The sequence below is a fragment of the Stenotrophomonas sp. AC248 genome (genome assembly GCF_979258185.1).
The window spans coordinates 4,164,057-4,189,878 of sequence record NZ_OZ409840.1; the positions used below are offsets into that span (position 1 = coordinate 4,164,057).

Annotated in this window: 24 protein-coding genes; 13 read left to right on the forward strand and 11 right to left on the reverse strand. The window is 67.5% G+C overall.

Features of this window, described 5'->3' with window-relative positions:
* Nucleotides 1–149: 149 nt before the first annotated feature.
* Together ACZ0AE_RS18700 and ACZ0AE_RS18705 are read right to left on the reverse strand one after the other, a co-directional pair.
* Complete coding sequence (locus ACZ0AE_RS18700; protein ID WP_038685774.1) at nucleotides 150–1,106, reverse strand: sodium:calcium antiporter; 957 nt, start codon at nucleotides 1,104–1,106, stop codon at nucleotides 150–152.
* Between the two features lie 119 nt (nucleotides 1,107–1,225).
* Nucleotides 1,226–1,846 (reverse strand): hypothetical protein, encoded by a 621-nt coding sequence (locus ACZ0AE_RS18705; protein WP_463601859.1) that lies wholly within the window; start codon nucleotides 1,844–1,846, stop codon nucleotides 1,226–1,228.
* A 133-nt stretch (nucleotides 1,847–1,979) separates the two neighbouring features.
* Between ACZ0AE_RS18705 and ACZ0AE_RS18710 the strand changes: the two genes are divergently transcribed.
* The 3 genes from ACZ0AE_RS18710 to ACZ0AE_RS18720 all read left to right on the forward strand — a co-directional run bounded on the left by ACZ0AE_RS18710 (nucleotide 1,980) and on the right by ACZ0AE_RS18720 (nucleotide 3,241).
* Nucleotides 1,980–2,504, forward strand: coding sequence for a hypothetical protein (locus ACZ0AE_RS18710; protein WP_463602116.1), 525 nt, complete (start codon nucleotides 1,980–1,982; stop codon nucleotides 2,502–2,504).
* Between the two features lie 225 nt (nucleotides 2,505–2,729).
* Entirely contained in the window at nucleotides 2,730–2,981 is a 252-nt protein-coding gene (locus ACZ0AE_RS18715; protein WP_141057821.1) for a type II toxin-antitoxin system Phd/YefM family antitoxin, read from the forward strand.
* Nucleotides 2,978–3,241, forward strand: a complete 264-nt coding sequence (locus ACZ0AE_RS18720; RefSeq protein WP_137190623.1) for a Txe/YoeB family addiction module toxin — start codon at nucleotides 2,978–2,980, stop codon at nucleotides 3,239–3,241. Before ACZ0AE_RS18715 ends, ACZ0AE_RS18720 begins: the two co-directional genes overlap by 4 nt.
* Nucleotides 3,242–3,320: 79 nt before the next feature.
* Here ACZ0AE_RS18720 and ACZ0AE_RS18725 read toward each other — a convergent pair whose 3' ends face one another.
* The 3 genes from ACZ0AE_RS18725 to hppD form a co-directional block, all read right to left on the reverse strand.
* A complete protein-coding gene (locus ACZ0AE_RS18725) occupies nucleotides 3,321–4,088 on the reverse strand; it encodes a pentapeptide repeat-containing protein (RefSeq protein ID WP_463601860.1) in 768 nt (255 codons plus the stop codon).
* The gene (hmgA, locus tag ACZ0AE_RS18730) at nucleotides 4,085–5,386 is read right to left on the reverse strand and encodes a homogentisate 1,2-dioxygenase (RefSeq protein ID WP_463601861.1); all 1,302 of its coding nucleotides are present in this window, start codon (nucleotides 5,384–5,386) and stop codon (nucleotides 4,085–4,087) included. The genes ACZ0AE_RS18725 and hmgA overlap by 4 nt, the downstream gene beginning before the upstream one ends.
* 196 nt (nucleotides 5,387–5,582) lie before the next feature.
* Nucleotides 5,583–6,653: a 4-hydroxyphenylpyruvate dioxygenase gene (hppD, locus tag ACZ0AE_RS18735; protein ID WP_463602117.1), complete on the reverse strand. Its 1,071-nt coding sequence runs from the start codon at nucleotides 6,651–6,653 to the stop codon at nucleotides 5,583–5,585.
* A gap of 175 nt (nucleotides 6,654–6,828) precedes the next feature.
* Here hppD and ACZ0AE_RS18740 point away from each other — a divergent pair, with 175 nt between their 5' ends.
* The gene (locus ACZ0AE_RS18740; RefSeq protein WP_128095606.1) at nucleotides 6,829–7,320 is read left to right on the forward strand and encodes a MarR family winged helix-turn-helix transcriptional regulator; all 492 of its coding nucleotides are present in this window, start codon (nucleotides 6,829–6,831) and stop codon (nucleotides 7,318–7,320) included.
* 115 nt (nucleotides 7,321–7,435) lie between these two features.
* Here ACZ0AE_RS18740 and ACZ0AE_RS18745 read toward each other — a convergent pair whose 3' ends face one another.
* The 4 genes from ACZ0AE_RS18745 to ACZ0AE_RS18760 form a co-directional block, all read right to left on the reverse strand.
* On the reverse strand, nucleotides 7,436–8,578 hold the full coding sequence (locus ACZ0AE_RS18745; protein ID WP_448134631.1) for a hypothetical protein: 1,143 nt from the start codon (nucleotides 8,576–8,578) through the stop codon (nucleotides 7,436–7,438).
* A gap of 655 nt (nucleotides 8,579–9,233) precedes the next feature.
* The gene (locus ACZ0AE_RS18750) at nucleotides 9,234–9,842 is read right to left on the reverse strand and encodes a thioredoxin family protein (RefSeq protein WP_463601862.1); all 609 of its coding nucleotides are present in this window, start codon (nucleotides 9,840–9,842) and stop codon (nucleotides 9,234–9,236) included.
* Between the two features lie 8 nt (nucleotides 9,843–9,850).
* Nucleotides 9,851–11,353: a peptide MFS transporter gene (locus ACZ0AE_RS18755; RefSeq protein ID WP_038685764.1), complete on the reverse strand. Its 1,503-nt coding sequence runs from the start codon at nucleotides 11,351–11,353 to the stop codon at nucleotides 9,851–9,853.
* A gap of 241 nt (nucleotides 11,354–11,594) precedes the next feature.
* Nucleotides 11,595–12,473 carry a tryptophan 2,3-dioxygenase gene (locus ACZ0AE_RS18760; protein ID WP_038685763.1) on the reverse strand — a complete coding sequence of 293 codons (879 nt, stop codon included), beginning with the start codon at nucleotides 12,471–12,473 and terminating at the stop codon, nucleotides 11,595–11,597.
* A gap of 335 nt (nucleotides 12,474–12,808) precedes the next feature.
* On the opposite strand from ACZ0AE_RS18760, the gene pdhA reads away from it, so the two are divergent.
* The 4 genes from pdhA to ACZ0AE_RS18780 are packed head-to-tail and all read left to right on the forward strand — an operon-like array spanning nucleotide 12,809 to nucleotide 16,700.
* Nucleotides 12,809–13,891, forward strand: a complete 1,083-nt coding sequence (gene pdhA, locus ACZ0AE_RS18765) for a pyruvate dehydrogenase (acetyl-transferring) E1 component subunit alpha (RefSeq protein ID WP_038685762.1) — start codon at nucleotides 12,809–12,811, stop codon at nucleotides 13,889–13,891.
* Nucleotides 13,884–14,951 (forward strand): alpha-ketoacid dehydrogenase subunit beta, encoded by a 1,068-nt coding sequence (locus ACZ0AE_RS18770; protein WP_141057826.1) that lies wholly within the window; start codon nucleotides 13,884–13,886, stop codon nucleotides 14,949–14,951. The genes pdhA and ACZ0AE_RS18770 overlap by 8 nt, the downstream gene beginning before the upstream one ends.
* Before the next feature lies 1 nt (nucleotide 14,952).
* The gene (locus tag ACZ0AE_RS18775; protein ID WP_038685760.1) at nucleotides 14,953–15,306 is read left to right on the forward strand and encodes an SH3 domain-containing protein; all 354 of its coding nucleotides are present in this window, start codon (nucleotides 14,953–14,955) and stop codon (nucleotides 15,304–15,306) included.
* Nucleotides 15,303–16,700 (forward strand): dihydrolipoamide acetyltransferase family protein, encoded by a 1,398-nt coding sequence (locus ACZ0AE_RS18780; protein WP_320488686.1) that lies wholly within the window; start codon nucleotides 15,303–15,305, stop codon nucleotides 16,698–16,700. The genes ACZ0AE_RS18775 and ACZ0AE_RS18780 overlap by 4 nt, the downstream gene beginning before the upstream one ends.
* 279 nt (nucleotides 16,701–16,979) lie before the next feature.
* Here ACZ0AE_RS18780 and ACZ0AE_RS18785 read toward each other — a convergent pair whose 3' ends face one another.
* Nucleotides 16,980–17,615 carry an NAD(P)H-binding protein gene (locus tag ACZ0AE_RS18785; protein ID WP_463601863.1) on the reverse strand — a complete coding sequence of 212 codons (636 nt, stop codon included), beginning with the start codon at nucleotides 17,613–17,615 and terminating at the stop codon, nucleotides 16,980–16,982.
* Nucleotides 17,616–17,762: 147 nt separating this feature from the next.
* On the opposite strand from ACZ0AE_RS18785, the gene ACZ0AE_RS18790 reads away from it, so the two are divergent.
* The 3 genes from ACZ0AE_RS18790 to ACZ0AE_RS18800 are packed head-to-tail and all read left to right on the forward strand — an operon-like array spanning nucleotide 17,763 to nucleotide 20,577.
* Nucleotides 17,763–19,325 carry a GGDEF domain-containing protein gene (locus ACZ0AE_RS18790; RefSeq protein WP_320488684.1) on the forward strand — a complete coding sequence of 521 codons (1,563 nt, stop codon included), beginning with the start codon at nucleotides 17,763–17,765 and terminating at the stop codon, nucleotides 19,323–19,325.
* Nucleotides 19,326–19,382: 57 nt separating this feature from the next.
* Nucleotides 19,383–19,904 carry an RNA polymerase sigma factor gene (locus ACZ0AE_RS18795; protein ID WP_463601864.1) on the forward strand — a complete coding sequence of 174 codons (522 nt, stop codon included), beginning with the start codon at nucleotides 19,383–19,385 and terminating at the stop codon, nucleotides 19,902–19,904.
* 10 nt (nucleotides 19,905–19,914) lie between these two features.
* Nucleotides 19,915–20,577 (forward strand): hypothetical protein, encoded by a 663-nt coding sequence (locus tag ACZ0AE_RS18800; RefSeq protein WP_463601865.1) that lies wholly within the window; start codon nucleotides 19,915–19,917, stop codon nucleotides 20,575–20,577.
* Between the two features lie 15 nt (nucleotides 20,578–20,592).
* Here the strand turns inward: ACZ0AE_RS18800 and ACZ0AE_RS18805 are convergent, their stop codons facing one another.
* On the reverse strand, nucleotides 20,593–21,531 hold the full coding sequence (locus ACZ0AE_RS18805) for a DUF808 domain-containing protein (RefSeq protein WP_038691709.1): 939 nt from the start codon (nucleotides 21,529–21,531) through the stop codon (nucleotides 20,593–20,595).
* A gap of 182 nt (nucleotides 21,532–21,713) precedes the next feature.
* Here ACZ0AE_RS18805 and ACZ0AE_RS18810 point away from each other — a divergent pair, with 182 nt between their 5' ends.
* Nucleotides 21,714–23,354 carry an ABC1 kinase family protein gene (locus ACZ0AE_RS18810; protein WP_394343873.1) on the forward strand — a complete coding sequence of 547 codons (1,641 nt, stop codon included), beginning with the start codon at nucleotides 21,714–21,716 and terminating at the stop codon, nucleotides 23,352–23,354.
* 218 nt (nucleotides 23,355–23,572) lie between these two features.
* Nucleotides 23,573–25,675: a phosphoglycerol transferase I gene (locus tag ACZ0AE_RS18815; RefSeq protein WP_463601866.1), complete on the forward strand. Its 2,103-nt coding sequence runs from the start codon at nucleotides 23,573–23,575 to the stop codon at nucleotides 25,673–25,675.
* Nucleotides 25,676–25,822: the final 147 nt, after the last annotated feature.

Consider the following 25,822-nt stretch of genomic DNA (forward strand, 5'->3'; position numbering starts at 1 on the left):
AATCCACGTCCGGTAGAGCCGACCGTTGGTCGGCTGCCCCAACCCACGCCCGGTAGAGCCGACCGTTGGTCGGCTGCGCGCATCGTGCCGAAGAGCAGCCGACCAACGGTCGGCTCTACCCCGGAGCGCGTGGTCGCCGACGCGGCTTCTCAGCCGCCCCAGACCAGCGCCAGCTCCAGCGCCACCCAGCCCAGGAACGCCACCAGCAGCACGCCGCCTTCGCGGCGGCTGATGGTCAGGTCGCCACGCAGCATCGGGTACAGCACCAGCACGAAGGCGATCGCCGCCGGCAGCTCCAGGCGCACGAACGACGCCGGTACCGCCAGCGGCCGCAGTGCGGCCATGCCGCCCACCACCACCAGCAGGTTGAACAGGCTCGAGCCGATCACGTGGCCCAGCACCATGTCGCCCTGCCCGCGCCGTGCCGCGGCCACCGCCGCCGCCACCTCGGGCAGCGCGGTGCCAATGGCCACCGGCAACAGGCCCACCAGCAACGGCGACCAGCCCAGCCCCGCGCCGAACACCGGCGCGGCCTGCACGATCCAGCGCGCGCCGTAGTACAGGCACAGCCCGGCGAACACCACCCGCAACAGGTTGAGGAACAGGCCGGTGCGGGTCATCGCATAGCCGGCGATGGCCTCGCGCACGGGGTCCGATTCCAGCCGCGCGCGGCGCAGCACGAACACCAGCGATGCCACGAAGCCGAGCAGCAGCAGGCCGCCTTCCCAGCGCGTCACCACGCCGTCCAGGCCGAACACGATCAGCGCCAGGCTCGCCACCGCCACCATCACCAGCAGCGGCGACAGCAGCCGCGCGCGCACCAGCAGCGGGGCCGCCAGCGCGGCCAGGCCCAGGGTCAGGCCGACGTTGACGATGTTGCTGCCCACCGCGTTGCCCAGCGCGAGCTCTTCGGCTCCCACCACGAACGCACGCGCGTTGACCACCAGTTCCGGCAGCGAGGTGCCGAAGGCCACCAGCAGCAGCCCGGCCATGAACGGCGAGGCGCCGAAGCGCTGGGCCAGGCCGGAGGCCGCCTTGACGATCGAATCGCCGCCCAGTGCCAGCAGCAGCAATCCCAGCAGGAACCAAGCAGTGGCAGCAATCATCGGCAATCCCCAGGCATCAATGGGCCGATTCTAGAGCCAGACCGCACGCAGGGGGTGAGGAATCGGGCGCCCCTCGGCAGAAGCGGCGCGGCCTGCCCACGGCGCGCGCCGCAGCAGGCTTACGAGCAGCCTTCGACGTAGTCCACCTGCGGGGTCTGGCCGACCCGCCAGGCGCTGACATTGCCGTCGCCGTTGATCTCGAAGTTGATCAGCGCCCCGCCCTCGGTGGCCGGCCGCACGCGCAGGTTGTGGCCCTTTTCGTCGTACTTGTGCGGGGTGACATCGCCGCGGTCGGGGTACAGGGTCTGCAGCTGGCCCAGCGACATGCCGACCTTGCCGCCACCGGGCGCTGTGATGCGGTCGTTGCGCACGTCGTAGCGGACCAGACGCTTGCCTTCGATCATCAGGATCACATCCTCGGCCTGCGCCCCCTGCGGGCGCAGTGCATGGCAGTAATCGTCCGGCACCTCGCCCTGCAGTGGCGCCTTCCAGGCGGCACGCACCTGGTCCAGGGTGCTGCCCAGGGTCAGCGGACCATACCCATCCAGCCGCGCCGGGCCGGCGGCGGCCGGGTCCTGCGCTGCGGGCGCGGCAGGCGGTGCGGCGGGCGCGGCCGGCGCTGTGTCGACCGGCGTCGGCACGGCGGCCTCGGCGTCCTTCGACGGGGTTTCAGGGGTGCGCTCGCAGCTGCTGAGTGCCAACGCGATGCCCAATGCCAGAACGCTTCCCAGCTGCTTCATCTGCACTTCCTCCAGTCGGTGGTCGGCAGCCTAGCGCGAACGCTGTGCAGTGGCTGCATGCAGGAACGTGATTGTCATCGCGGTTTCACCTGCCGCGTTCAGGCTCGGCCTGCACCGCATCGACCCCACGCCCATGCAACCGCGCAAGACCGACCTCGCCCGCACCGCCCTGCAGGCCCACCGTGCGCCCCTGGACATGCGCCAGCGCCGCCTGCTGATCCTGTGCGACGGCCAACGCGATCTGCCGCAGCTCACCGCCATGATCGGGCCGGAAGCGTCAGCAATGGTGATTCAGCTGATCCAGGCCGGTTACCTGGTGTCCAACGCGGCGGCCGAGCCCACGCCACCGCCCGCTCCTGAGCCGGTGCCGACGCCCGCGGCACCCGCGGCAGCCCCGACCGAGCGCCGGCGCTCGCTGGTGGCCGCGCGCATCTACCTGCTGGGCATCCTGGAACTGCAGCGGCACCCCCACGCGGCGGCGCTGTTGCATGCGCTGCAGCAGGCACGCAGCGACGAGGCGGTGATCGCCGGCCTGCATACCGCGCTGGATGCGCTGCCCGCGCTCACCTCGCCCGGCTATGCCGAGCGGGTCCGCCAGCGCCTGCTGGAAGTGCTGCCGAAGGAGCAGGTGGACGGGTTCCAGACGCTCGCCGTTTGATGGCGTCTTGCACGTCGCCGATGTCTTCACTGGTCGTGTGAGGTTCAACCGGCTTCACGCCACAACCGGGCGACGTCGCTTTCAGGCGACGATGGCCAAGTGCAATCGCAAATCGATTTGCCATTCAAACTATAGGTTGTCGGCCGAGTGCCTAGGGCAGGATCAATTGACTGGCGGCAATCGATGCGTACAATTTTCTGTACAAGAACGCCGGAGCCATCGACCATGCAGACCCTTACCTACAGTGCAGCCCGTGCTGCCTTGGCGGAAACCATGGATCGCGTCATCAATGATCACGAACCCATCACCATCACCCGCAGCGGAAATAAGGCGGTGGTGATGATGTCACTGGAAGACTATCAGTCCATTGAAGAAACAGCCTACCTGATGCGTTCGCCGGCGAACGCAGCACGACTGGCAGCCGCAATGGAACAGCTCGACGCTGGTGGAGGCACCGCCCGCGAGCTTGCCGAGTGACGCTGCAGTTTTCCGACGCCGCCTGGGAGGACTACCTGCATTGGCAAGCCTCGGATCGTCGCAGGCTGGAGCGCGTCAACATGCTGCTGAAGGCCATTGGACGCGACCCGTACGAAGGCATCGGCAAACCCGAGCCGCTTCGTTTCAACAAGCATGGCTGGTGGTCGCGGCGGATCGATACAGAACATCGCGTCGTGTATCGCGTGACTGACGGCATCGTGTTGATCGCAGCATTGCGTTATCACTACCAAACGCCTTGAACGTGCAAATGCACAGACTCGGCCCTGTGCGTTGGCCTCCACGGATGCGGCGCTTCCTCGTCTCGCCTGCACCTGCTGATCAGCCTGCCGTCAATGCCGCAATCAACGCCTCTGCAACCGCCGGTTCTTCCACACGGCGCAGGTTGTCCAGATTCAGGATGTCGCCCTGCATCTGCGCGTAGCGGCGAAGGCGGCGCGTGAGCACCTTCGTGGCCGCATCGGCTGGTGCCGCGGACAACGCCTCCAACGCCCGGCGCGCACGTGCGGCGATATCCGGCAGGAAAACATGGCGCGGATCGCGTGGCGGAATGACGTTATCCAGCCGGCAGTTCTCGAAGGACACGTAGTCCAGAACGCAGGCGCTGAAGTCCGCATCCAGCAAGGCCGGTGCGCCGGCGGCAACAAACCTCACGTCCTTCAGCACGCCCTCGAACCGGCAGCCGGTGGTGGCGTGTGCCGGCATGCCGGTGTCGACGATCCGGCAGTTGATGAAGGTGCAGCCGTCGAGCACGCAGGCGTCGAAACGGCTCTGGCGGAAATCGCAGGTGTCAAAGACGCAGCCGCGAAACACGGTGTCATTGAGGCCACTGGCGCGAAAGTCGACACGGGTGAACTGGCAGGCGTCCATCACGGTGCGCGCGAAGAACCGCACCTCGGACATATCGCAGCCCTCGAAGACGGCACGTTGCAGCGTGCAGCGCTCGAACAGCGGCGCTTCCAGGCTGACGCCGCGCAGGTGCAGACCCTCGATATGCTCGCCAACGAAACGCGCTCTGGCGGGCAGCCGCAACGAGATGGCCGCCTCGTGCAACAGGCTCAGTGACGCGTGCGGCAAGGTCGCGCTCACGCGGTGAAGTTCGCCTTCAGGCCCTGCCAGCACTGCTGGTAATCGCGCTGCCGGTGCGCGGCGTCCATGGCCTGCGCGGTCGGGCGGATCACCCCACGGGTTTCGAACATGAAGGCCATGGTGTCCTTGATCACGTCCGGTTTGCTCAGGTCAGCCGCCGAGGCCTTGTCGAACGTGGCCGCATCCGGGCCGTGCCCGCTCATGCAGTTGTGCAGCGAGGCACCCCCGGGCACGAAACCGGCCGCCTTGGCGTCGTAGGCACCGTGGATGAGGCCCATGAACTCGCTGGCGATGTTGCGGTGGAACCACGGCGGCCGGAACGTGTCCTGCGCCACCAGCCAACGCGGCGGGAAGATGGCGAAGTCCATGTTGCTGGTCCCCGGGGTGTCGCTGGGCGAATGCAGCACCAGGAAGATCGACGGGTCCGGATGGTCGTGGCTGATCGAGCCGATGGTGTTGAAGCGGCGCAGGTCGTAGCGGTACGGCGCGTAGTTGCCGTGCCAGGCGACCACGTCCAGCGGCGAGTGGCCGATGGGCGCGCGCCACAGCTGGCCGCCGAACTTGGCGATCAACTCGAAGTCCCCCTCGATGTTTTCGAAGGCAGCCTGCGGCGTTTCGAAATCACGCGGGTTGGCCAGGCCGTTGGAGCCGATGGGCCCCAGGTCGGGCAGCTTCAGCAGGGCGCCGAAGTTCTCGCAGATGTAGCCACGAGCCTGGCCGTCGGGCAGTTCAACCCGGAAGCGCACGCCACGCGGGATCACCGCCACCTGCTGCGGCTCGATCTCGACCACGCCCAGCTCGGTGAGCAGGCGCAGCCGACCCAGCTGCGGCACGATCAGCAGCTCGCCGTCGGCGTTGTAGAAGTAGCGGCCCTGCATGTCGGCGTTGGCCGCGTACAGGTGGATGCCCACGCCATGGTGCGCGTCGGGCGCGCCGTTGCCGCCCATGGTGTACAGGCCATCGATGAAATCGGTGGGGGTGCCGGGTAGCGGCAGCGGGTCCCAGCGCAGCTGGTTGGGCGACACCGCCCCCGCGGCGAAGTCGCCGTGCAGGTGCGGCTGGGCGTAGGCAGCGAACTCACCGTGCGCCACCGCCGGGCGGATCCGGTACACCCAGCTGCGCCGGTTGCTGCCGCGCGGTGCAGTGAACGCGGTGCCTGACAGCTGTTCGGCGTACAGGCCATGCGCCACCCGCTGTGGCGAGTTGCGCCCTACCGGCAGCGCGCCGGGGACGGCCTCGGTGGCGAACTCGTTGCCGAAGCCGGTCTGGTAACCGCGGGCGGTGATGGAGGTGCTCATCTGTGTGTCCTGGCGGAGCCTGGGAGGTGTGCAATGGGTCGTGCGTTGGAGCAGCCGGGCAGAGCCCGGCTCTACGGGCATGTCCGGCATTGCAGCGGCCGGGCAGAGCCCGGCGGTACGGGTATGTCCGGGCAGCGCCCGGCGGTACGGATGGGTCCGGCGTGGCGGGAGCCGCGCCGGACCTATGCGCGTTACGTTACAGCACGCCGCGCTTCATCTGGTCGCGTTCGATGCTCTCGAACAGCGCGGTGAAGTTGCCTTCGCCGAAGCCTTCGTTGCCCTTGCGCTGGATGATCTCGAAGAAGATCGGGCCGATGCAGTTGGTGGTGAAGATCTGCAGCAGCTTGCGCTGCTTGGTTTCCGGATCGGCGTCGATCAGGATCTTGTTTTTGGCCAGGCGCGCCACGTCTTCGCCATGGCCCGGCACGCGCATGTCGATCACGTCGAAATAGGTGTCCGGGGTGTCCAGGAATTCCACGCCCTGCGCACGCATCGCCTCGACGGTGTCGTAGATGTTGTCGGTGAAGCAGGCGATGTGCTGGATGCCCTCGCCCTTGTAGGCGTCCAGGTATTCGTTGATCTGGCTCTTCGGATCGGACGATTCGTTGAGCGGGATGCGCACGATGCCGTCCGGGGCGGTCATCGCCTTGGACACCAGGCCGGTCTTGAGGCCCTTGATGTCGAAGTAGCGGATCTCGCGGAAGTTGAACAGGCGCTCGTAGTAGTCCGACCACTGCTGCATGTTGCCGAAGTACAGGTTGTGGGTGAGGTGGTCGATGAAGGTCAGGCCGAACCCGGTCGGGCGCTGGTTGACGCCTTCGATCGGCGCGTAGTCGGCATCGAACATGCTGCCGTTGGCGCCATAGCGGTCCACCAGATACAGCATGCAGTCGCCGATGCCTTTGATCACCGGGGCCGGCACGGCCTTGCTGTCCGGCTTGAAGTCGATCGCTTCGGCGCCGTTGCCCAGCGCCATCTGGAACACCTCGTCACCCGGCTTCTGGAAGCGGATGGCGAAACCACAGGCGCACGGGCCGTGCTTTTCAGCGAAGTCCGAGGCGAACGAATCGGGTTCTTCGTTGACCAGGAAGTTGACGTCACCCTGGCGGTACACGGTGATGGCGCGGCGCTTGTGGCGCAGCACGGCGGTGAAGCCCATCTTGCGGAAGTAGTCGTGCAGTTCGGCGGCGCGGCCGGCCGGCGCGGCGAACTCGACGAACTCGAACCCGTCGATGCCCATCGGGTTCTCGAAGGTGGTGACCTGCATGCCCGGATCGGGTGCGTGGGACGCGGTGCTCAGTTGGCTGGTCATGATGTGGCTCCAAAGCAAAGTCCGCATCGGAAAAAACCAGGTGCGGGAGGCGGGCAGACCCGCGAGAATGCGGTGTCCGGAACTAAGGTTTATAGTTTCACATGAAACCACCATCAAGGTGCACCGCAGCATGAACCCACCCGATCCCAGCAGCCACAGCATCCGTGCCTCGCACGCCCTGCTCGACCTGGAACAGTTCCTGCCGTACCGGCTGAGCGTCCTGTCCAACCGGGTCAGCGGCAATATCGCCAAGCTGTATGGGGACCGTTATGGTCTGGCGATCCCGGAATGGCGGGTCATCACCATCCTGGCGCTGTATCCGGGCTCGTCGGCCAGCGAGGTGTCCGACCGCACCGCGATGGACAAGGTGGCCGTCAGCCGCGCCGTGGCCAGACTGCTCGAGCGTGGCTTCATCAAGCGTGAAACCCACGGCGACGACCGGCGCCGCTCGGTGCTGGCGCTGTCGGCGGCCGGCTTCGAGGTGTACGAGACCATCGCCCCGCTGGTGATCGAGATCACCCGCAAGCTGATGTCCGTGCTGAGCGAGGAAGAGGAACAGATGCTGGAGACCCTGATCCTGCGCCTGGCCGGGGAAGGCCTGCAGAAGATGGACCAGGGCTGAGCGACCGGCGTACCCACCAACGGTGGGTACCTACGTAGCCATTGCGCCTTCGGCGCGCCCATCAACGGTGGGTACCCACGTATTCCGGTAGGCAACGACCGTTGGTCGTTGCGCGTCAGCTCAGATGCTTGCGCCGTGCGTGCACCCACGGCGCAGCCAGCGCGCCGATGGCGCCGCCGGCGAAGGCGAGCGAGGCGGCCACTACTGCCGCCTCGATGGCATTGGGCAGGGCCAGCGCGGCCAGCACCAGCAGGGCCGAGGGCAGGCCGATGAAGGTGGCCATGAAGTAGCCCCAGCGCGGCGCCCAGGTGCCGACCTGGAGCAGGCTCACCGGCATCCACGTTTCGGCCGAGGCGTCCTGTTTGACCTTGGCCGCCACCTTGGTCAGGTCCACTTCCACCGGCCCCTTGCCGGTGCGCGCCACGGCCAGCATCTGCGCCACCTCCTCCACCGGCGGGAACGAGGTCGGCCACGTCATCGGGGCGGTGACCCCGTAGGCAGTCAACAATGGCACGCTGATCCACGGCGCCAGCAGCGGGCGCAGCTTGCGCCGGTCGAGCACGCACCAGAGCTGGCTCACGCCATGGGCCACCACCGCGTACAGCGCCAGCTGACCCGGTTCGGGGTAAGGCAGCATGCTCACCCGGGCGGCCATGCTGTCGTAGCCCATCTGGCGCAGGAAGCCGGGGCGGGTACGGCCCTCGTGCGCCCAGGCCAGGCCCAGCGCCCCCACCAGATAGGCCTCGGCCGGATCCTTCACCCCGGCACTGGCGCGGTCGTCGCTGGCCAGGAAGAACGCCAGCGACTTGGGCTCGTCCACGTCGTCGCGGTCCCAGCGGCCGGTGTCGCCCAGCACGTGCTTGAGCGGCAGCCGTGCCGGGGCGGTCTCGGCCTTGGCCGCGTTCTGCAGGAACGGCAGTACCGACAGCACGAAACTCTGCAGGTCCAGCGCGCGCAGCCCGCTGCCCTGCCATTCCGGCGGCAGCAGCCCGGCCAGGGCCGGGTTGCGTGCCAGCACGTCCAGCTGCGCCTTCTGCTCGACCAGCTTCTGCACCGCGGCCTTGAGCATCACGTTGTCGGGCACCGCCACCAGCGGCAGCCGGTAGCGGATGGCGCCAGGGGCCGGCGCATCGTCGTGCGCATCGCCGCCGTCCAACGTGCCGTGGTCGTCGAGCAGCACGTCCACCGGGGGCAGGCTTACCCCGCCGGTGACATCGAGGCTGGTGTCCGAAGTGCTGTCGCTGGTGCCCGGCTGCATGCGTATCCGTCCGTTGGTGTGCGCCACGAAACACGCGCGGCATGAGGTCCTTGGAGGTAACGGCAGCGGTACGCGTAAATTGAGGGTCAGGGTGGCGCCGGAGTGCAGGATTCCCCGCGCGTGCTTCCCATCGTGGGGAGAAGAGCAAAAAAGGTTCTTCTTCCATCCAAGGGGAGCGTCTTGCTGCAAGGGCCGTCGCTGAGTGAGCACGACGCTATGTGGGTGGTCAGGTGTGCAGGCGCCGTTCGGATCGGCTGGCGTCTCCGATCAGGCCGGTCGCGAGCGTGAGGGCCCCGTAGCCGCCGGTAGGCCCCTGGCGCAAATGTCCCCCGGCCGCGGGGCGGCCTCCTCCTTTATTTTGCCCAGAGGCCTACCGGCCGCTACGGGGCTCGGCGCGCGGTAAGCAGGGGAAGCCAGGCTTTTCTGGCGCTGTCGGTGGGTGGGGCGCTGGGCCCCCATGCCCTTGGAGGCGAAATAAAGGAGGAGGGGGCGGCCGCAGGCCGACGCCGGGGGACATTCGCCGGAAAGGGCATGGGGGCCCAGTGCCCGACCCGCCGACGGCCGCGCCCGGAAAGCGTCAAAGCACCTTTCTGCTTGCCCCGCATAGGGGCGAAGAACCAAAAAAAAGCCGCGGAATCCGCGGCTTTTTCTCCGGTCACGGCGCCTTGGCGGGCGCCCAGTCCTTCATGAAGGCGAAGAACCGCGTGCGGTTGTACCCCTTCGGCTGGCCCTTGTCGGCCTCCAGCTCGCCGGTGAACTGCGAGTGCAGCAGCTTGCCGTCGGCGTCGAGCACGAACAGGTGCGGGTAGCCCTTGATCGCCGGGAACTGCGACAGGAACGCCGCGTTCTCGTTGTCTTCGCTGTAGTTGACCTTCATCCACACGAAGTTGGCGTCACGGAAGCTGCGGATCTCCGCATCGCCCTCGATGAAGGCATCCATCAGGTGGCACCACGAGCACCACTCCCCGCCCACGTCCAGCACGATCCGCTTGCCCCCACGCTGGGCCTCGACCTTGGCCGTGGCCAGGTCGGCGACCGGATCGCGGGCCGGGTCGAACTGCGCGTTGAGCGCCGCCACGGCGGCGACATCCGCCGCGGCCGGGGTATTGCCCGAGGCCACCGGTACGCTGGGATCAGCGACCGGCGCCTTCTGCTCGGTGGTGTCCACCGGCTGCGCAGGCGCGGTGGCAGGCGCCGACGACGGCGAGCAGGCGGCCAGCAGGCCGGCCGCGATCATCGCACCACCCCATGCGTACATGCGCATCACCGACCTCACTTGACGCCGTGCATCAGCTTGTTGATCAGCGGGGCGAGCAGGAACAGCAGCGCACCGGAAATGATCAACGCCCAGAAACCGAAGGTGTAGCCCTTCAGGGCCGATTCCACGGTCATGCCGCCTTCGCCGCTGACCACGCCGGCGAAGATGCCCGACAGGTTGTTGCCGATGCCGGTGGACAGGAACCAGCCGCCCATGCCGAAGCCCACCAGGCGCACCGGGGCCAGCTTGGTCACCATCGACAGACCGATCGGCGACAGGCACAGCTCACCGACCGACTGGATGACGTAGACCATGAACAGCGTCCAGAACGGGATCTTGCCGTCCACCACCATGCTCGACAGGGCCAGCATCAGCAGCGCGAAGGCCGCGCCGTTGAACAGCAGGCCCAGGCCGAACTTGCGCGGGATCGACGGATTGGCGCGGCCCAGCTTGATCCAGATCCAGGCAATGATCGGGGCCAGGGTGATGATGGCCACCGAGTTGACCGACTGGAACCACGCGGTCGGGAAGGTCCAGCCGCCGAGCTGGCGGTTGACGATCTCATCGGCCAGGAAGGTGAACGAGCTGCCGGCCTGTTCGAAGAACATCCAGAACATCACGTTGAAGACGAAGATGATCAGCATGGCGATCACGCGGTCGCGCTGGACCTTGCCCTCGCGGATGCCTTCGACCAGCAGCAGCACGCCCAGCGCGATGAACATCACGCCCAGGATCCAGGCCAGCGCGGTGGCGCCGGTGGACAGCAGGAAGTAGGCCACCGGGATGGCGACGATCGCGCCGACGAACACCATGATGATGCGGCCGAACCCTTCGGCGCCCACCGGCGGTGCGCCGATGCCCTTCAGGCCGGCACGACCGACGTAGAACCACGCCAGGCTGATCAGCATGCCAATGCCCGAGGCGATGAAGACCATCTTGTAGGACGGCATCGCCTGGGTGCCGAACACCCGCTCGGCCAGGTACTGGGTGAGCACCGGGGCGATCATCGCGCCGATGTTGATGCCCATGTAGAAGATGGTGAAGCCCGAGTCGCGCCGCTCATCCTTCAGGCCGTACAGCTTGCCGACCATGGTGGAAATGTTGGGCTTGAACAGGCCGTTGCCGATGATGATCGTGGCCAGGCCCAGCTCGAACACTTCCTTGTTCGGCATGGCGACCATGAACAGGCCGGCGGCCATGATCACCGCACCGGTCAGGATCGAGCGTTGGTAGCCCAGCACCCGGTCGGCCACGTAGCCGCCGAAGATGGCCGCGGCGTAGACCAGCGCCAGGTAGGCACCGTAGGTGCGGCTGGCGGCAGCCTGGCCGGCCGAGTCACCCTCGAAGAACTGCGACACGATGTACAGCACCAGCGCCCAGCGGATGCCGTAGAACGCGAAGCGCTCCCAGAATTCGGTCATGAACAGCATCCACAACGGGCGCGGATGGCCCAGCGTGGTCTTGAAATCCGGCAGCGCCGGGTCGGGAACGGATTTCGCGGCGGCGTCTACGCTCATGCGGGATTCCTGGGTTCGGTGGAAGACATGCACGTCCGATGTGCGAACAGCGCGGGAGAATCCCAGACCAACGGCGTTCACGTCAAATACACGCTGATCCGTGCAGGTGGCGGCATGCTCGCTGAACTTGCACCTGCAACCGTCGGGGATGGCCCGCCAGCGCAGCAACGGCGGGGGCTGCGGGCAGCCCCGTGGTCATCCGGGTGTCATGATGAATAGGGCGATCGGTGCCCGCGCGGACTCAGGCGTCCGGCGGCATCGGGTCGTCGTTGCGGATCGTGGTGCGCACCTGGAACAGCTCCGGGAAGAAAGTCAGCTCCAGCGCCTGGCGCAGGAAGCCGACCCCGCTGGAGCCGCCGGTGCCGCGCTTGAAGCCGATCACCCGCATCACCGTGCGCATGTGGCGGAAGCGCCACAGCTGGAAGGCGGTCTCCAGGTCCACCAGGTCCTCGCACAGCGAATACTCGCGCCAGAAGCGGTCGGTGTTCTGGTAGATCCGCTCGAACACCGGGTGCAGGGCGTCGTCGGCCACGTGCGGCTGCTGCCAGTCGCGGCCGGTGTACTCGGCCGGTACCGGGTGGCCGAAGCGGGCCAGGTAGCGCAGGAATTCCTCGTACAGGCTGGGCGCGTCCAGCACTTCCTGCAGCTGCGCCTGGCCGGCCGGGTCGTGCGAGAACACCTGCAGCATCTGCGCGTTCTTGTTGCCCAGCAGGAACTCGATGTAGCGGTACTGCAGCGACTGGAAGCCCGAGGACGGACCCAGCACGTCGCGGAAGCCCATGTACTCGGACGGGGTCAGGGTTTCCAGCACCGACCACTGCTCGGTCAGCTGGCGCAGCACCTGCTTGCTGCGCGCCAGCACCTTGCGGCACTGCCAGACCTCGTCGCGCTGCAGGAAGCCGATGGCCGCGCGCAGTTCGTGGGCCAGCAGCTTCAGCCACAGCTCGGACGTCTGGTGCTGGATGATGAAGAGCATCTCATCGTGGTGCGGCGGGTTGGACAGCGGCTGCTGGGCGCTGAGCAGCTGGTCCAGCCGCAGGTAGCCGCCGTAGGTCAGGCGCCCCTGCAGATCGGTGTGGATACCGGCTTCGAGGTCGCGTTGGTTCTTCTCGACGGACATGGCGTGGGCCAAATGAGGGGGTCAAAGGGTAGCGCACAGCATGCGCTCCCGGGCGGCGGGGGCCATGCGCCGGCGTGTGGTGCCCAAGCCGGGCCCGGATTCTGCGCGGGCAGACCGGCGGCAGCGGCCACCCGCCCTGCCCCGGCAACCGCCGCTCATGCCCGGTTGCAGCAACTGAATACGTTGCAGTCATTGGCATTTCGCGCCCCTTACGGGGTATATGGGCGTATTGTCCACCGGGACACTTGCTGCGCCGCAGGACGGCTTTTTCGTACGCCTTCCTTAACATGGCAATTCATATCATTTGTAACTTCCTGTCGAAGGTGCAGTACGCAATGACGGTTGCCGCTGAGTTCAAGATCGAATACCTGCAGTACCTGGACACGGACGGCACGCTCGTCCGCGATGACCTGCCCGAGGCCCTGCGCGATCCACGCGCGCTGCTGCCGATGTTCAAGCAGATGCTGTTCGTGCGCGTGTTCGACGGCAAGTCGATCGCGCTGCAGCGCACCGGCAAGCTGGGTACCTACGCGGCCTGCCTGGGCCACGAAGCCGCGCACGTGGGCATTGGCGCCTCGATGCAGAAGGACGACGTGTTCGCACCGTCCTACCGCGAGTACGGCGCGATGTTCATGCGTGGCGTGCGCCCGCACGACGTGCTGATGTACTGGGGCGGCGACGAGCGTGGCAACGACTACGGCGGCAACGCGGCCAAGGACTTCCCGTTCTGCGTGCCGATTTCCACCCAGTGCCTGCATGCGGCCGGCGCGGCGCTGAAGTTCAAGCTCAACAACGAAAAGCAGATCGCGGTGGCGGTGTGCGGCGATGGCGGCAGCTCCAAGACCGACTTCTACGCTGCCCTGAACTCCGCCGGTGCCTACAAGCTCCCGCTGATCCTGTGCATCGTCAACAACGGCTGGGCCATCTCGGTCCCGCGTTCGGCCCAGACCGGCGCCGAAACGCTGGCGCAGAAGGGGCTGGCCGGTGGCCTGTTCTGCCTGCAGGTGGACGGCAACGACCTGATCGCGGTGATGGCCGCCATGCTGCAGGCGCGCGAACGCGCGCTGGCCGGCGACGGCGGCACCGTGCTGGAACTGATGACCTACCGCCTGTCCGACCACACCACCGCCGATGACGCGCGCCGCTACCGCGACGACGCCGAAGTGAAGGATGCCTGGCAGCGCGAGCCGATGCTGCGCCTGCGCAAGTACCTCACCAACGCCGGTGTGTGGAGCGAGGAAGAGGAAGCCGCCTGGACCGCCGAGTGCGGCAAGCGCGTGGACGAAGAAGTGAACCTGTACCTCAATACCCCGGTGCAGCCGGTGGAGGCGATGTTCGACTTCCTGTATGCCGATCCGCCGCAGGACCTGCTGGCCCAGCGTGCGCAGGCGATCGCCCTGGAGCAGCGCCATGGATGAGATCAAGAACGGCGCCTCCAGCGCGCAGACCAACGCCGCCGACAGCGCCGCCGTCGCGCGCGGAGAAGACATCATGACCACCACCCCGATCACCCTCATCGAAGCCATCACCCAGGCGCTGGCCTGGGAGCTGGAGCACGACAAGTCGGTGCTGGTGCTGGGCGAAGACGTGGGCGTCAACGGCGGCGTGTTCCGCGCCACCGCCGGCCTGCAGCAGCGCTTTGGCGCCGACCGCATCCTGGACACCCCGCTGGATGAAACCACCATCGCCGGGCTGACCATCGGCCTGGCCGCACAGGGCATGAAGCCGGTGGCCGAAGCCCAGTTCGACGGCTTCATGTACCCGATGGTGGACCACATCATCTGCCACGCCGCGCGCCTGCGTTACCGCACCCGTGGCCGCCTGCACTGCCCGATGGTGCTGCGCGTGCCGTGGGGCGGTGGCATCCGCGCGCCGGAGCACCACAGCGAGGCCAACGAGTCGATCTTCACCAACGTGCCGGGCCTGCGCGTGGTGCTGCCGTCCTCGCCGCAGCGCGCCTATGGCCTGCTGCTGGCCGCGATCCGCGAACCGGATCCGGTGATCTACATGGAGCCCAAGCGCATCTACCGCCAGTACAAGGAAGTGGTCGTCAATGACGGCGAAGCCTTGCCGCTGGACGTGTGCTTCGTGCTGCGCGACGGCACCGACGTGACCCTGGTGACCTGGGGCGCGCAGGTGAAGGAAGCGCTGGAAGCGGCCGACAAGCTGGCCGGCGAAGGCATCAGTGCCGAAGTGATCGACGTGGCCACGCTGCGTCCGCTCGACTTTGCCACCATCGCCGAATCGGTGGCCAAGACCGGCCGTTGCGTGATCGTGCAGGAGGCGCCGAAGACGGCCGGCTTCGGTGCGGAAATCGCCGCGCGCCTGGCCGAGGAATCGCTGTACGACCTGCTGGCACCGGTCGAGCGCGTCACCGGCTATGACACCCACATTCCGTTGTTCCGCCTGGAAATGAAGTACCTGCCCAGCGTGGACCGGATCGTCAGCGCGGCCAAACGCGCCATTGCGGCAGGCTGACGTGCGGGCCCGCCTCCTAGGCCCGTACCGCAGCCAGTACCCCAACCCGCTCCGGTTCCGCACCGGCCAGATCGTCGAACTGGGTGTTCGTGACGAGGAATGGCCGGCGTTTGCCTGGGTACGCACCGATGACGGGCGTGCCGGCTGGGCACCGGTGGCGTGGTTGCAGTTGCTGGACGAAGGTCGCGCAGAAGCCCTGCGCGACTATGACGCCCGCGAACTGGATGTGGACAGCGGTGAACTGGTCAAACTGCATCATGAACACGGTGGTTGGTGGTGGTCCGAGCGCGCGAACGGCGCGACGGGCTGGCTGCCGGCCCGCGATCTCGAACTGCTGGAAGAGAACTGCACATGAGTGAGAACAAGAATTTCCACCTGCCCGACCTCGGCGAAGGCCTGCCGGACGCCACGATCGTGGAGTGGTTCGTCAAGGTAGGCGACGTGATCGCGCTCGACGCGCCGCTGGTGTCCATGGAGACCGCCAAGGCCGTGGTCGAAGTGCCCTCGCCGTTCTCCGGCAAGGTGCTGGCGCTGGCCGGCGGTGAAGGCGACATCATTCCCACCGGCAGCGTGCTGGCCCAGTTCGAACTGGACCCGAACATGCCGCAGCGCGCCGATGGCCAGGACACCGGCCACAGCCACGGGCACGCCGCGCCGTCGCCCACCCCCAGCACCGGCCAGACCGCGGCCGCGCAGCCGGACAAGGTGGTGGCGTCGGACAACGGGGGCGAGATTGCCAAGCCCGGCGCCGAGCGCGATGACGCCGGCACCGTGGTTGGCGCCATGCAGAGCTCCAATGCCGTGCACGCCGAACAGGCCGTCGCCGTGGGCGGGGTCAAGGCCGTGCCGGCCGTGCGCGCCACCGCGCGCAAGCTGGGCGTGGACCTTACCCGCGTGCGTGCCACCGGCACCGATGGCGCGGTAACCATGGCCGACGTCAAGCAGGCCGCCGCCGATGGCAGCGCCAAGGTCGGCGCTGCGCCGGCACGCGCCGCCGTGGCCGCACCGGCTGCAGCTGCACCGGCACCAGTGGCGCGCGCCGCCGAATCGCGTACGCCGCTGTCGGCCGCCGGTCGCCCGATGCGCACCCAGCCGCCGGGCGTGGTGGCCAAGGGCCAGCCGGAACCGCTCAAGGGCGTGCGTCGCAACATGGCGCGGGTCATGGCCGATGCGCACAGCAAGGTCGTGCCGACCACGCTCAACGACGACGCCGACATCCACGCCTGGGTGCCGGGCAACGACGTCACCGCGCGCCTGGTGCGCTCGATCGTGGTGGCCTGCCAGAAGGTGCCGGCCCTGAACGCGTGGTTCGACGGCGATGCGCTCACCCGCACGCTGCACAACCAGGTGGACATCGGCATCGCGGTGGACACCGACGATGGCCTGTTCGTGCCCGCCCTGCGCAACGCCGACATGCTCGACGCACGTGGCATCCGCGAGGGCGTGAACCGCCTGCGCGAGCAGGTGGAATCGCGCTCGATCGCCGCATCCGAGCTGAGCGGCTACACCATCTCGCTGTCCAACTTCGGCATGTTCGCCGGCCGCTACGCGACCCCGGTCGTGGTGCCGCCGTGCGTGGCCATCGTCGGTGCCGGCCGTGCCCGCCACCAGATGACCCCGGTGATGGGCGGCGTGGAAGCGCACAAGGTGATCCCGCTGTCGGTCACCTTCGACCACCGCGCGGCGACCGGCGGTGAAGCTGCGCGTTTCCTGCGGGCCATGCTGGATGATCTGGCGCTGGCCAGCTGATCTGCGCGAGCGGGTAGCTGCCGACCGTTGGTCGGCGGGCAATCACGGATACGACAACGGCCACCGGAAGGTGGCCGTTGTTGTTTCCGCACCCGGTAGTGCCGGCCGCTGGCCGGCTCCTCCGGATACCGTGCAGCCGACCAACGGTCGGCTCTACCTCCGGTTGGGTTCCGTGCAGCCGACCAACGGTCGGCTCTACCTCCGGTTGGGGTTCCTTGCAGCCGACCAACGGTCGGCTCTACCTGGGTTGGGTTTCCTGCAGCCGACCAACGGTCGGCTCTACCCTGCCAGGTCTGCTGCGCCTACGATCTGGACGCCCGGGCGCGGGGCCAGCGCTGCCTCCACCATGGCCGCGGCGATGTTCACCGCCGGGTTGATCCGCCAGGCACGCGGCAGCACCGGGCCGAGCGCGCCCAGCACCACGCTGGCCAAGTGCTCGCCGGTGCGGCGTTCGCTGCGTTCGCCGCCGATCAGGCCGGGACGTACCAGCGTCAGCGAGCGGTAGCCCAGCCCGCGCAGGTCCTGTTCCAGCCGGCCCTTGACCTGGTTGTAGAAGATCCGCGACTGCGGGTCGGCGCCCATCGCCGAATTCAGCACGAACGCGTGCGCGCCGTGGGCCTGGGCCAGGGTGGCCACCTGCAGCGGGTAGTCGTGGTCGATCCGGGAAAACACCGCGCGGCTGCCCGCCTGCTTGATGGTGCTGCCCAGCGCGCAGATCACCGCATCCACCGCCCACCAGGGCGCGTCCACCGGCAGCCGCTCGAAGTCGACCACGGGGTTGTGCAGGGCCGGGTCGGCGTGCGCCAGCGGCCGCCGGGTGGGCGCCACCACCGCATCGCAACGCGGGTCATCCAGCAGCTGCTGCAGCACGTGCCCGCCCACCAGCCCGGTTGCCCCCACCAGCATCACCTTCATCGCACGCTCCCACCGTCAGATTGCCTACCATCGTGGCACAGCTGCCGTGCCCGTCCCGCGTTCAAGCCGGCCTGCACCGCGCCGATACTGTTCCAACCTCTTCCACCCGCCCGGCTGCCCCGCCGGTGACCCGCCAAGGATCCGCGCATGACCGACCCGCACGACGCTCCCCCCAGCCCCGGCACCGCCGTGGGCCGGCTGCTGTCGCGGCGCCAGGTGGAGAACCGGGTGATCGACACGGCCAGCGTGGACGCGCCCGGCCCCAAGGGCGGCACCAGCGCCATGCTGCAGCGCCTGTTCGCCGGCATCGACAGCCCCGAACCGCTGCTGGCGGCCTTCGCCAACGGCATGTCCACCCTGCCCGGCGAACTGGGCGACATGGGCCTGCGCCTGCAGTCGGCCCAGCGCAGTGCCGACTGGGTCAGCTACGGCCGCGCGATGCGCCAGCTGATCGACAAGTACATCCGCACCATCGAGCAGGACAGCCCCGACGGCCAGCCCGACAGCCTGCGCCTGCGCGAGCTGCTGCGGCACACGCTGGGCGTGACCGTGGCCAGCCTGCTGCAGAACATGCCCGAACTGCGGGAGGAGCCGGCGCAGATCGCCGCCGACCTGCGCCACTGGCACCCCGGCCAGCCGCTGCAGCCGATCGAACTGCGCCTGCGCGAGCTGACCCACCAGATCGGCGTGCGCAGCGATGGCTGGCAGGAACAGCAGGAACTGCTGCTGAGCCTGTTCGACCTGCTGCTGGACAACATCGGCGAGCTGCTGGACGACAGCAGCTGGCTGCATGGGCAGGTGCATGCGGTGCGCCAGCTGATCAGCGGCCCGCTGGACCGCGACTCGGTCGACCAGGCGCGCGCCAACCTGCGCGAAGTGATCTACAAGCAGGGCCTGCTCAAACAGGGCATCGTCGAATCCAAGGCGGCCATGAAGGGCCTGATGGGCGGCTTCATCGAGCGCCTCGACGGCATGGCCGTGAGCACCGGCGAGTACCACGACCGGATCAGCAGCTATGCGCTGGCCCTGAAGGAAGCGCGCAGCATCGCCGACCTCAGCCAGCTGCTGCAGGGCGTGCTGCAGGACACCGGCCGCGTGCAGGAGCAGGCACTGCAGGCGCGCGACCACCTGGGCAATGCACGCCGCGAAGTGGAACAGGCCGAGCAGCGCATCGCCGAGCTGGAGCAGGAACTGCGCGATGTGTCCGGGCTGGTTCGCACCGACCCGCTGACCGGGGCGCTCAACCGCCGCGGTTTCGACGAACTGGTCGAGCGCGAGCTGGCACGGGCCGGCCGCCATGGCCACCCGCTGGCCCTGGCGCTGATCGACCTGGACGACTTCCACCAGACCAACACCGCCCACGGCCATGCCGGCGGCGATGCCGTGCTGCGCCACCTGGTGGCGGTCTGCCAGCTGCACCTGCGCAGCACCGATGCGATCGCCCGCATCGGCGGCGATGAGTTCGTGCTGCTGCTGCCCGAAACACCGGCCGCCGACAGCATGTCCACCCTGCTGCGGCTGCAGCGCTCGCTGGCCCAGCGCCCGCTGCAGCTGGACGACACGCGGGTGCCGGTGCACTTCAGCGCCGGGGTGGCGCAATGGCACGCCGGCGAACCGGTGGATGGCCTGCTGCGGCGTGCCGATGCGGCCCTGTATGCGGCCAAGCGCGTCGGCAAGAACCGCGTGCAGGCGGCCGACGCGCCCCGGTGACCGGCATGCCCGCCGAGGCGCTGTGATAACGGCCGCCTCCGTGCGAATCACCCGGGTATGGACATGAACACCCCTGCCGCCCACGACCCGCGCCTGCGCTTCGCCGCGTTGCTGGACCAGCACCGCGGCATCGTGCTGAAGATCGCACGCGGCTACTGCGCGCACCAGGAAGACCGGCTCGACCTGATCCAGGACATCAGCGTGCAGGCCTGGGACGCGTTCGACAGCTTCGACCCGGCACGCGCCCGCTTTTCCACCTGGCTGTACCGGGTCGCGCTCAACGTGGCCATCTCGCAGGTGCGCCGGCAGCAGCTGCACCAGCGCCACCACGCCACACTGGACGAGGACACCTTGCCGGTGGACGAGGGTGCACCGGCCGAGCAGCAGCACGCCGTACAGCAGCTGGAGGGTGCGATCCGCGCGCTTCCGCCGCTGGACCGCGCCTTGATGCTGCTGCACCTGGACGATCACGACCACCGCCAGATCGCCGACATTCTCGGCATCAGCACTGCCAACGTGTCCACCCGCCTGCACCGCCTGCGCCAGCAGCTGCGCGCACGCTTCGACCCCACCGCCTGAGGCCACCGTCATGCATACCGACCCACTCAAGCAGCTGTGGCACCAGGCCGGCGGCGATGCCGACGACAGCGAGGCCACCGCCGCGCTGAACAGCTGGCGCCGCCACCGGCAGTACGCCGCGCAACGCCAGTTGTCGGCGTTCAGTGCACTGCAGGTGGTGCAGCTGCTGTTCTGGCTGGGGCTGTCGATGTATTGCGGCAGCGTGTGGTGGCAGCAGCCACCGCTGGCGGTGATGCTCAGCGCCGTGGCGCTGCACGTCTACTGCGTGGCGGTGATCATCGTCAGCGCGGCCCGGTTGCACCTGCGCGGGCAACTGCAGCCCGACCAGCCGGTGCTGCAGCAGTCCCGGCAACTGGCGGTGTTGCGCATGCAGACCGCCGCCGGCGAACTGCTGCTCGGGCTGCCCTGGTGCTGGCTGTGGCTGGCGGTGCCGGTGCTGGTGGCGTGGCAGGCATGGGGCATCGACCTCTCCGCCTTCGCCGCACGCGCGTTGCTGATCTCGCTGGTGGCCGGGGCGGCGCTGATGACCGCCCTGATGCTCCTGGCCCGGCGCTGGCAGCGGCAGGCCCCGGCGTCACCCCGCCTGCAGCGCGCGATCGATGCCTTGTCCGGGCGTCGCCTGGCCCGCGCACGCGCCGAGCTGGAGGCGCTGCGCGACTGGAACGGCAGCTGACAGACCGCTTGCCTGTCAGTGCGCCGCTTTCTTGCCGCGCAGCTTCTGGAACCCCATCACCGCGGCCAGCACGATCGCACCGGCGATCACGCCGACCACCATGTTGCCCAGCGCGTTGATCAGCCAGCCCCACTGGCCTTCGCCCCCCAGGCCGACCACGGCGTGGTGCAGCGCCGGCACGTTGTGCACCAGGATGCCGCCACCCACCAGGAACATCGCCGCGGTGCCGGCCACCGACAGGAACTTCATCAACCAGGGCGCGGCGATCAGCAGGCCGCGGCCGAATGCGGCCAGCCCCGCGCCCTTGCGCGACAGGTACAAGCCCAGGTCGTCCAGCTTCACGATGCCGGCCACCAGCCCGTAGACGAACACCGTCATGGCCAGCGCGATCACCACCAGCGCGGTGACCTGGTTGAGGAACGGGGCGGCCGAGACCACCCCCAGCGACAACACGATGATCTCGGCCGACAGGATGAAGTCGGTGCGCACCGCGCCTTTTACCTTTTCGCCTTCCCAAGCCACCATGTCGACCTTCTCGTCGGCCAGCGCCTTGACCCGTTCGGCCTTGTGCTGCTCGTCCTCCTGCTTGGAATGCAGGAAGCGGTGCGCCAGCTTTTCAACGCCCTCGTAGCACAGGAACGCGCCGCCGATCATCATCAGCGGCACCACGATCGGCACCGGGTAACCCTTGCCACGCAGCCAGGCTTCCAGCGCGCTGATCGCCAGCGCGGCCGGCACCAGGATCGCCTTGTTCACCAACGAGCCCTTGGCCACCGCCCACACCACCGGCAGCTCGCGGTTGGCATTGACCCCGGTCACCTGCTGCGCGTTCAGCGCCAGGTCGTCGCCCAGCACGCCGGCGGTTTTCTTGGCCGCGACCTTGGTCAGGACCGACACGTCGTCCAACAGCGTGGCAATGTCATCGAGCAACGCAAACAGGCTGGCACCGGCCATGGCAATCCAATAGATCAAGCGGGAAGCGTGGATTCTGCCCGATCCTGGCCCGTTCGCGGTAGATGCCGGGGGATTCACCGCCCCACTACCTTCCCGCCCGCACACTGCCGGGGACACCCGTCCTGGAGCCCTGCTTGAATACCACGCCCGTCGCCCCTGGCTCGCCATCGCTGGTAAAAGGCATGAACCGCCGCAGCCAGATCCTGCGCCTGCTGCTGCGTTACCGGAACTCCGGGGTGTTTTCGGGCATGAACCTGGACGCCCGCGCGGTGCACGACATCCCGCCGGAGGGCAATCCGGAGCAGTTCGTCACCGACCTGGAATCGCTCGGCCCCACCTTCGTCAAACTGGGGCAGATGCTGTCCACCCGCCCGGACATGGTGCCGGTGGAATTTGCCACCGCGCTGGAACGCATGCAGGAAAAGGTGGCGCCGATTCCGGTCGAGCGCATTGCACAGATCATCGAGCAGGAGCTGGGCGCGTCGGTGTCCAAGCTGTTTGCCAGCTTCGACCCGGTGCCGCTGGGGTGCGCCTCCATTGCGCAGGTCCACCGCGCGCAGCTGCATGATGGCCGCGAGGTGGCGGTAAAGGTGCAGAAGCCGGAAGTGGCCGCGCAGCTGCGCTCGGACCTGGAGGTGCTGCGCAGTTTCGCGCTGGCCGCCGACCATCTCACCCAGGTGGGCCGCCGGGTACGCCTGCGCGACTGGCTCAACGAGTTCGCCAAGACCCTGATGCAGGAGCTGGACTACCAGGCAGAGGCAGAGAACCTGCAGCGCTTCGGCCAGCACCTCAAGCCGTTCAAGCCGCTGTGGGTGCCGCAGCCGATCTGGGACTACTGCAGCCACCGCGTGCTCACCATGGAGCTGGCCAACGGCGTGCGGGTGGACATGATTCCCGATGTGCGCCGCACCGAAGAACCGATGGCGCCGCTGGCCGCCGCGTTGATCCGCGGCTACATCGACCAGATCTTCGTGCATGGCGAAATCCATGCCGACCCGCACCCGGGCAACCTGCGCGTCACCCCGCAGGGTCGCCTGGCGATCTTCGACCTGGGCATGGTCGCGCACATGCCACCGCGCCTGCGCGAGCGCCTGCTCAAGCTGCTGTTCGCCGCCGTGGACGGGCGTGGCGAGGAAGTGGCCGATGAGATCATCGGCATCAGTACCCGGCTGGAATCGTTCGACGAAGAACGCTACTTGCGCGAAACCGGGCAGATGATTGCGCGCTATGCCGCCAACACCAGTTTCTCCGAAGGCCGCGTGGTGCTCGACCTGGTCCGCATCGCCACTGCCAGCGGGCTGCGCACGCCGCCGGAACTGAGCCTGCTCGGCAAGGCACTGTTGAACCTGGAAACGGTATGCCGGCTGCTGTCGCCCGACCTGGACACCCGCCGAATCGTGGAGAAACAGCTGCAGCACGTGATGCGTGCGCGCCTGAAGAAATCGCTGTCGGCGGCCAACCTGGCCAGCGAAGCCATGGAGATACAGCAGCTGCTGCGCGAAGGGCCGCGCAAGATGTCCGACATCCTTGCCCTGCTGGCCGAGAACCGCCTGCAGATGAAAGTGACCGGGCTGGAAGAATCGCGGCTGATGGAAAACCTGCAGAAGATCGCCAACCGCGTGTCGGCCGGCATTGTTACCGCCGCGTTGATTCTTGCCGCAGCGATGATGATGAAAGTGGATACCGGCTGGCACCTGTTCGGGTATCCGGCCATCGCATTCACCTTGATGCTGATCGGCGTGGCATTGGGCCTTGGCATCATCCTCAGCGCGCTGATCTTTGATCGTCGTGCGCGTTCGAAGGAAGAGCGCGGCCATCGATGATGCCGCGCTGCATCGCATTTCTTCACGTGTGTTTTACACCTGGAAACACGATGCGTTGTAGCGCATCTTCAGCATCCTGAAACAAACATTTCAGTCAGGTTCGTGCATGCATGATCGGGTCATCGGCTTGTCATGCAGATGTGGTTGGACAGCCGGTCGGATGGGAAATACGTCGTCATGACGTCCATCACCAACTGTCTCCACTACCGATACCGCCGATGCTCTGGATCCTGCTGCTGACTCTGTTGCTGCTCTCCTGGTTGCTGCTCGCCTCGCGCAAGTGGATATGGTGGAAGGCCAGCCTGATGTCGGTGCTGATGGTATTGCTGAGTACGTGGTGGTTGATCAACAAGCTGTCCGGCGACGGGCTCAACGCGGCCACGCTGTATCACCTGGGCGCCGACATGGAAGGCGCGGGCGTAGCGGACTTCAAGGGTTACATCGCCGCCTACATCGCGCTGTTGCTGGTCTCGCTGCTGCCCTTGGCGGCCGCACGCATGCAGCGCTGGCGCCGCATCGAACACGGCAAGGCGGTGTTCGGTGGTTTCGTCGCGATGTGGCTGGTGGCCATTGCGGTCAGCCCGCTGTACAGCGACGGCCTGCGCCTGTACCAGCAGATGCGCCCGGTGGACTACACCGTGATCGCGCCCGAGTACACCATTCCGCAACAGGCGCTGGCCAAGCCACGCAACATCGTGTGGATCTACGGCGAAAGCCTGGAGCGCACCTACCTCGATGAAACCACCTTCCCGGGCCTGATGCCCAACCTCAACCGGCTGGCCGGCCAGGCGCTGGATGTGCGCGGGCTGGTCTCGGCCGAAGGCGGCGGCTGGACCATCGCCGGGCTGGTGTCGTCGATGTGCGGCGTGCCGCTGACCACCGCCAAGGACGATGAGAACAGCATGGGCCGCATGGGCAGCTTCCTGCCCGAAGCGGTGTGCCTGGGCGACTACCTCAAGCAGCAGGGCTACACCAACCACTACCTGGGCGGCGCCAACGGGCAGTTCGCGGGCAAGGGCCAGTTCCTGGCCACGCACGGCTACGACGCGGTGGACGACCTGGCCTGGTTCAAGACGCAGAAGGTGGCGCGCTCGCACTTCTCCACCTGGGGCGTGCACGACGACGTGCTGCTGGACAAGGCCTATGACCGCTTCGAGCAGCTGTCCAAGGCCGGCCAGCCGTTCATGCTGACCACGCTCACCATGGACACCCACCATCCGGCCGGGCACCTGCCGGTGGCCTGCAAGCGCACCCGCTACCAGAGCGAGTACGGCAACATCGGCCTGCTCAACGCCCTCAAGTGCACCGATGGCCTGATCTCGAAATTGGTCGATCGCATCCAGGCCAGCCCGTATGGGCAGGACACCCTGATCGTCATCGCCTCCGATCACCTGGCCATGCCCAACGACCTCAGCCATGTGCTGGCCAAGCAGAAGCGCGAGAACCTGCTGCTGTTCCTGGGCAAGGACATCGCCCCGCGCCAGTTGGCCACCACCGCCGGCTCCACGCTGGATTCCGGCGCCACGCTGCTCAGCCTGATCGACCCGGCCATCAAGGCGATCGGCTTCGGCCGCTCGCTGCTGGATCCCGAACGCACCGACAGTGCCAGCGCTGCGGCGCTGCGTGACAACGGTAAGGACTACCCGCGTTATCTGGCCTTCTCGCGTTCGCTGTGGCTGGGCGACAAAACCCGCCAGCTGCGCATCGATGACGACAACCAGGTGGTGATCGGCCTGCAGCATGTGCAGCCGCCGGTGCTGCTGGAATACGACAAGCAGTTCGACCTGAAGTCGGTGTACCTGGAAAACACCTCCAAGCAGTTCGATGACGCCGACCCGGCCAATACGCTGGCCTACGTGGACCGCTGCACGGCGTTCGAGGATGGTTCGGCCGATGGCGACTGGTGCGCGATGCTGGTCAACCGTGACAAGGGCATCAAGCTGTACCGCGACGATGCGCTGCGCACCGGCTTTGCGGTGGATGGGCCGCTGGAACCGTTCAACGGCCCGCGCCCGAGCATCCGCCAGGCGCACATGATTACCCAGAAGGGCCGCCGCACCCGCGCCGGCCAGTACATGCTGCAGTTCGTGGCCAAGCAGTCGCCCGATCGCGGTTTCTGGATCGAAGCGGTGTCCTCGCAGCGCAAGGTGGTGGTGGCCCAGCAGTGGGTGCAGCCCGATGCAGAAGGCCGCATCAGCGTTCCGTTCGGCCTGGACCACGAAGTGGACGACCTGGAGATCCGCGCGTGGTTGAACCACGCCGAGAAGCTGGCCGTGGACAACTTCGCGCTGGTGCCCTCGCGCCGCGGCAACCGCGGGTAAAACCCCGGTAGATGCCGACCGTTGGTCGGCATGCCGTGGCATCGTCAGGTGTTCGTACCGACCAACGGTCGGTACCTACCGGGATTTGGTTGGGATCCGCGCCACCACGGTAGATGCCGACCGTTGGTCGGCACGCCGTGACATCGC

What these genes read in the sequence shown, in the direction of transcription:
- ACZ0AE_RS18810 (WP_394343873.1), top strand. Translation starts at nt 21,714, where the DNA reads ATGAACCGCCGCAGCCAGATCCTGCGCCTGCTGCTGCGTTACCGGAAC.
- ACZ0AE_RS18705 (WP_463601859.1), bottom strand. Translation starts at nt 1,846, where the DNA reads ATGAAGCAGCTGGGAAGCGTTCTGGCATTGGGCATCGCGTTGGCACTC.
- ACZ0AE_RS18815 (WP_463601866.1), top strand. Translation starts at nt 23,573, where the DNA reads ATGCTCTGGATCCTGCTGCTGACTCTGTTGCTGCTCTCCTGGTTGCTG.
- ACZ0AE_RS18700 (WP_038685774.1), bottom strand. Translation starts at nt 1,106, where the DNA reads ATGATTGCTGCCACTGCTTGGTTCCTGCTGGGATTGCTGCTGCTGGCA.
- hmgA (WP_463601861.1), bottom strand. Translation starts at nt 5,386, where the DNA reads ATGAGCACCTCCATCACCGCCCGCGGTTACCAGACCGGCTTCGGCAAC.
- ACZ0AE_RS18710 (WP_463602116.1), top strand. Translation starts at nt 1,980, where the DNA reads ATGCAACCGCGCAAGACCGACCTCGCCCGCACCGCCCTGCAGGCCCAC.
- ACZ0AE_RS18755 (WP_038685764.1), bottom strand. Translation starts at nt 11,353, where the DNA reads ATGAGCGTAGACGCCGCCGCGAAATCCGTTCCCGACCCGGCGCTGCCG.
- ACZ0AE_RS18790 (WP_320488684.1), top strand. Translation starts at nt 17,763, where the DNA reads ATGACCGACCCGCACGACGCTCCCCCCAGCCCCGGCACCGCCGTGGGC.
- pdhA (WP_038685762.1), top strand. Translation starts at nt 12,809, where the DNA reads ATGACGGTTGCCGCTGAGTTCAAGATCGAATACCTGCAGTACCTGGAC.
- ACZ0AE_RS18745 (WP_448134631.1), bottom strand. Translation starts at nt 8,578, where the DNA reads ATGCAGCCGGGCACCAGCGACAGCACTTCGGACACCAGCCTCGATGTC.
- ACZ0AE_RS18785 (WP_463601863.1), bottom strand. Translation starts at nt 17,615, where the DNA reads ATGAAGGTGATGCTGGTGGGGGCAACCGGGCTGGTGGGCGGGCACGTG.
- ACZ0AE_RS18800 (WP_463601865.1), top strand. Translation starts at nt 19,915, where the DNA reads ATGCATACCGACCCACTCAAGCAGCTGTGGCACCAGGCCGGCGGCGAT.
- ACZ0AE_RS18760 (WP_038685763.1), bottom strand. Translation starts at nt 12,473, where the DNA reads ATGTCCGTCGAGAAGAACCAACGCGACCTCGAAGCCGGTATCCACACC.
- ACZ0AE_RS18715 (WP_141057821.1), top strand. Translation starts at nt 2,730, where the DNA reads ATGCAGACCCTTACCTACAGTGCAGCCCGTGCTGCCTTGGCGGAAACC.
- ACZ0AE_RS18770 (WP_141057826.1), top strand. Translation starts at nt 13,884, where the DNA reads ATGGATGAGATCAAGAACGGCGCCTCCAGCGCGCAGACCAACGCCGCC.
- ACZ0AE_RS18805 (WP_038691709.1), bottom strand. Translation starts at nt 21,531, where the DNA reads ATGGCCGGTGCCAGCCTGTTTGCGTTGCTCGATGACATTGCCACGCTG.
- ACZ0AE_RS18750 (WP_463601862.1), bottom strand. Translation starts at nt 9,842, where the DNA reads ATGCGCATGTACGCATGGGGTGGTGCGATGATCGCGGCCGGCCTGCTG.
- ACZ0AE_RS18740 (WP_128095606.1), top strand. Translation starts at nt 6,829, where the DNA reads ATGAACCCACCCGATCCCAGCAGCCACAGCATCCGTGCCTCGCACGCC.
- ACZ0AE_RS18795 (WP_463601864.1), top strand. Translation starts at nt 19,383, where the DNA reads ATGGACATGAACACCCCTGCCGCCCACGACCCGCGCCTGCGCTTCGCC.
- hppD (WP_463602117.1), bottom strand. Translation starts at nt 6,653, where the DNA reads ATGCAGGTCACCACCTTCGAGAACCCGATGGGCATCGACGGGTTCGAG.
- ACZ0AE_RS18780 (WP_320488686.1), top strand. Translation starts at nt 15,303, where the DNA reads ATGAGTGAGAACAAGAATTTCCACCTGCCCGACCTCGGCGAAGGCCTG.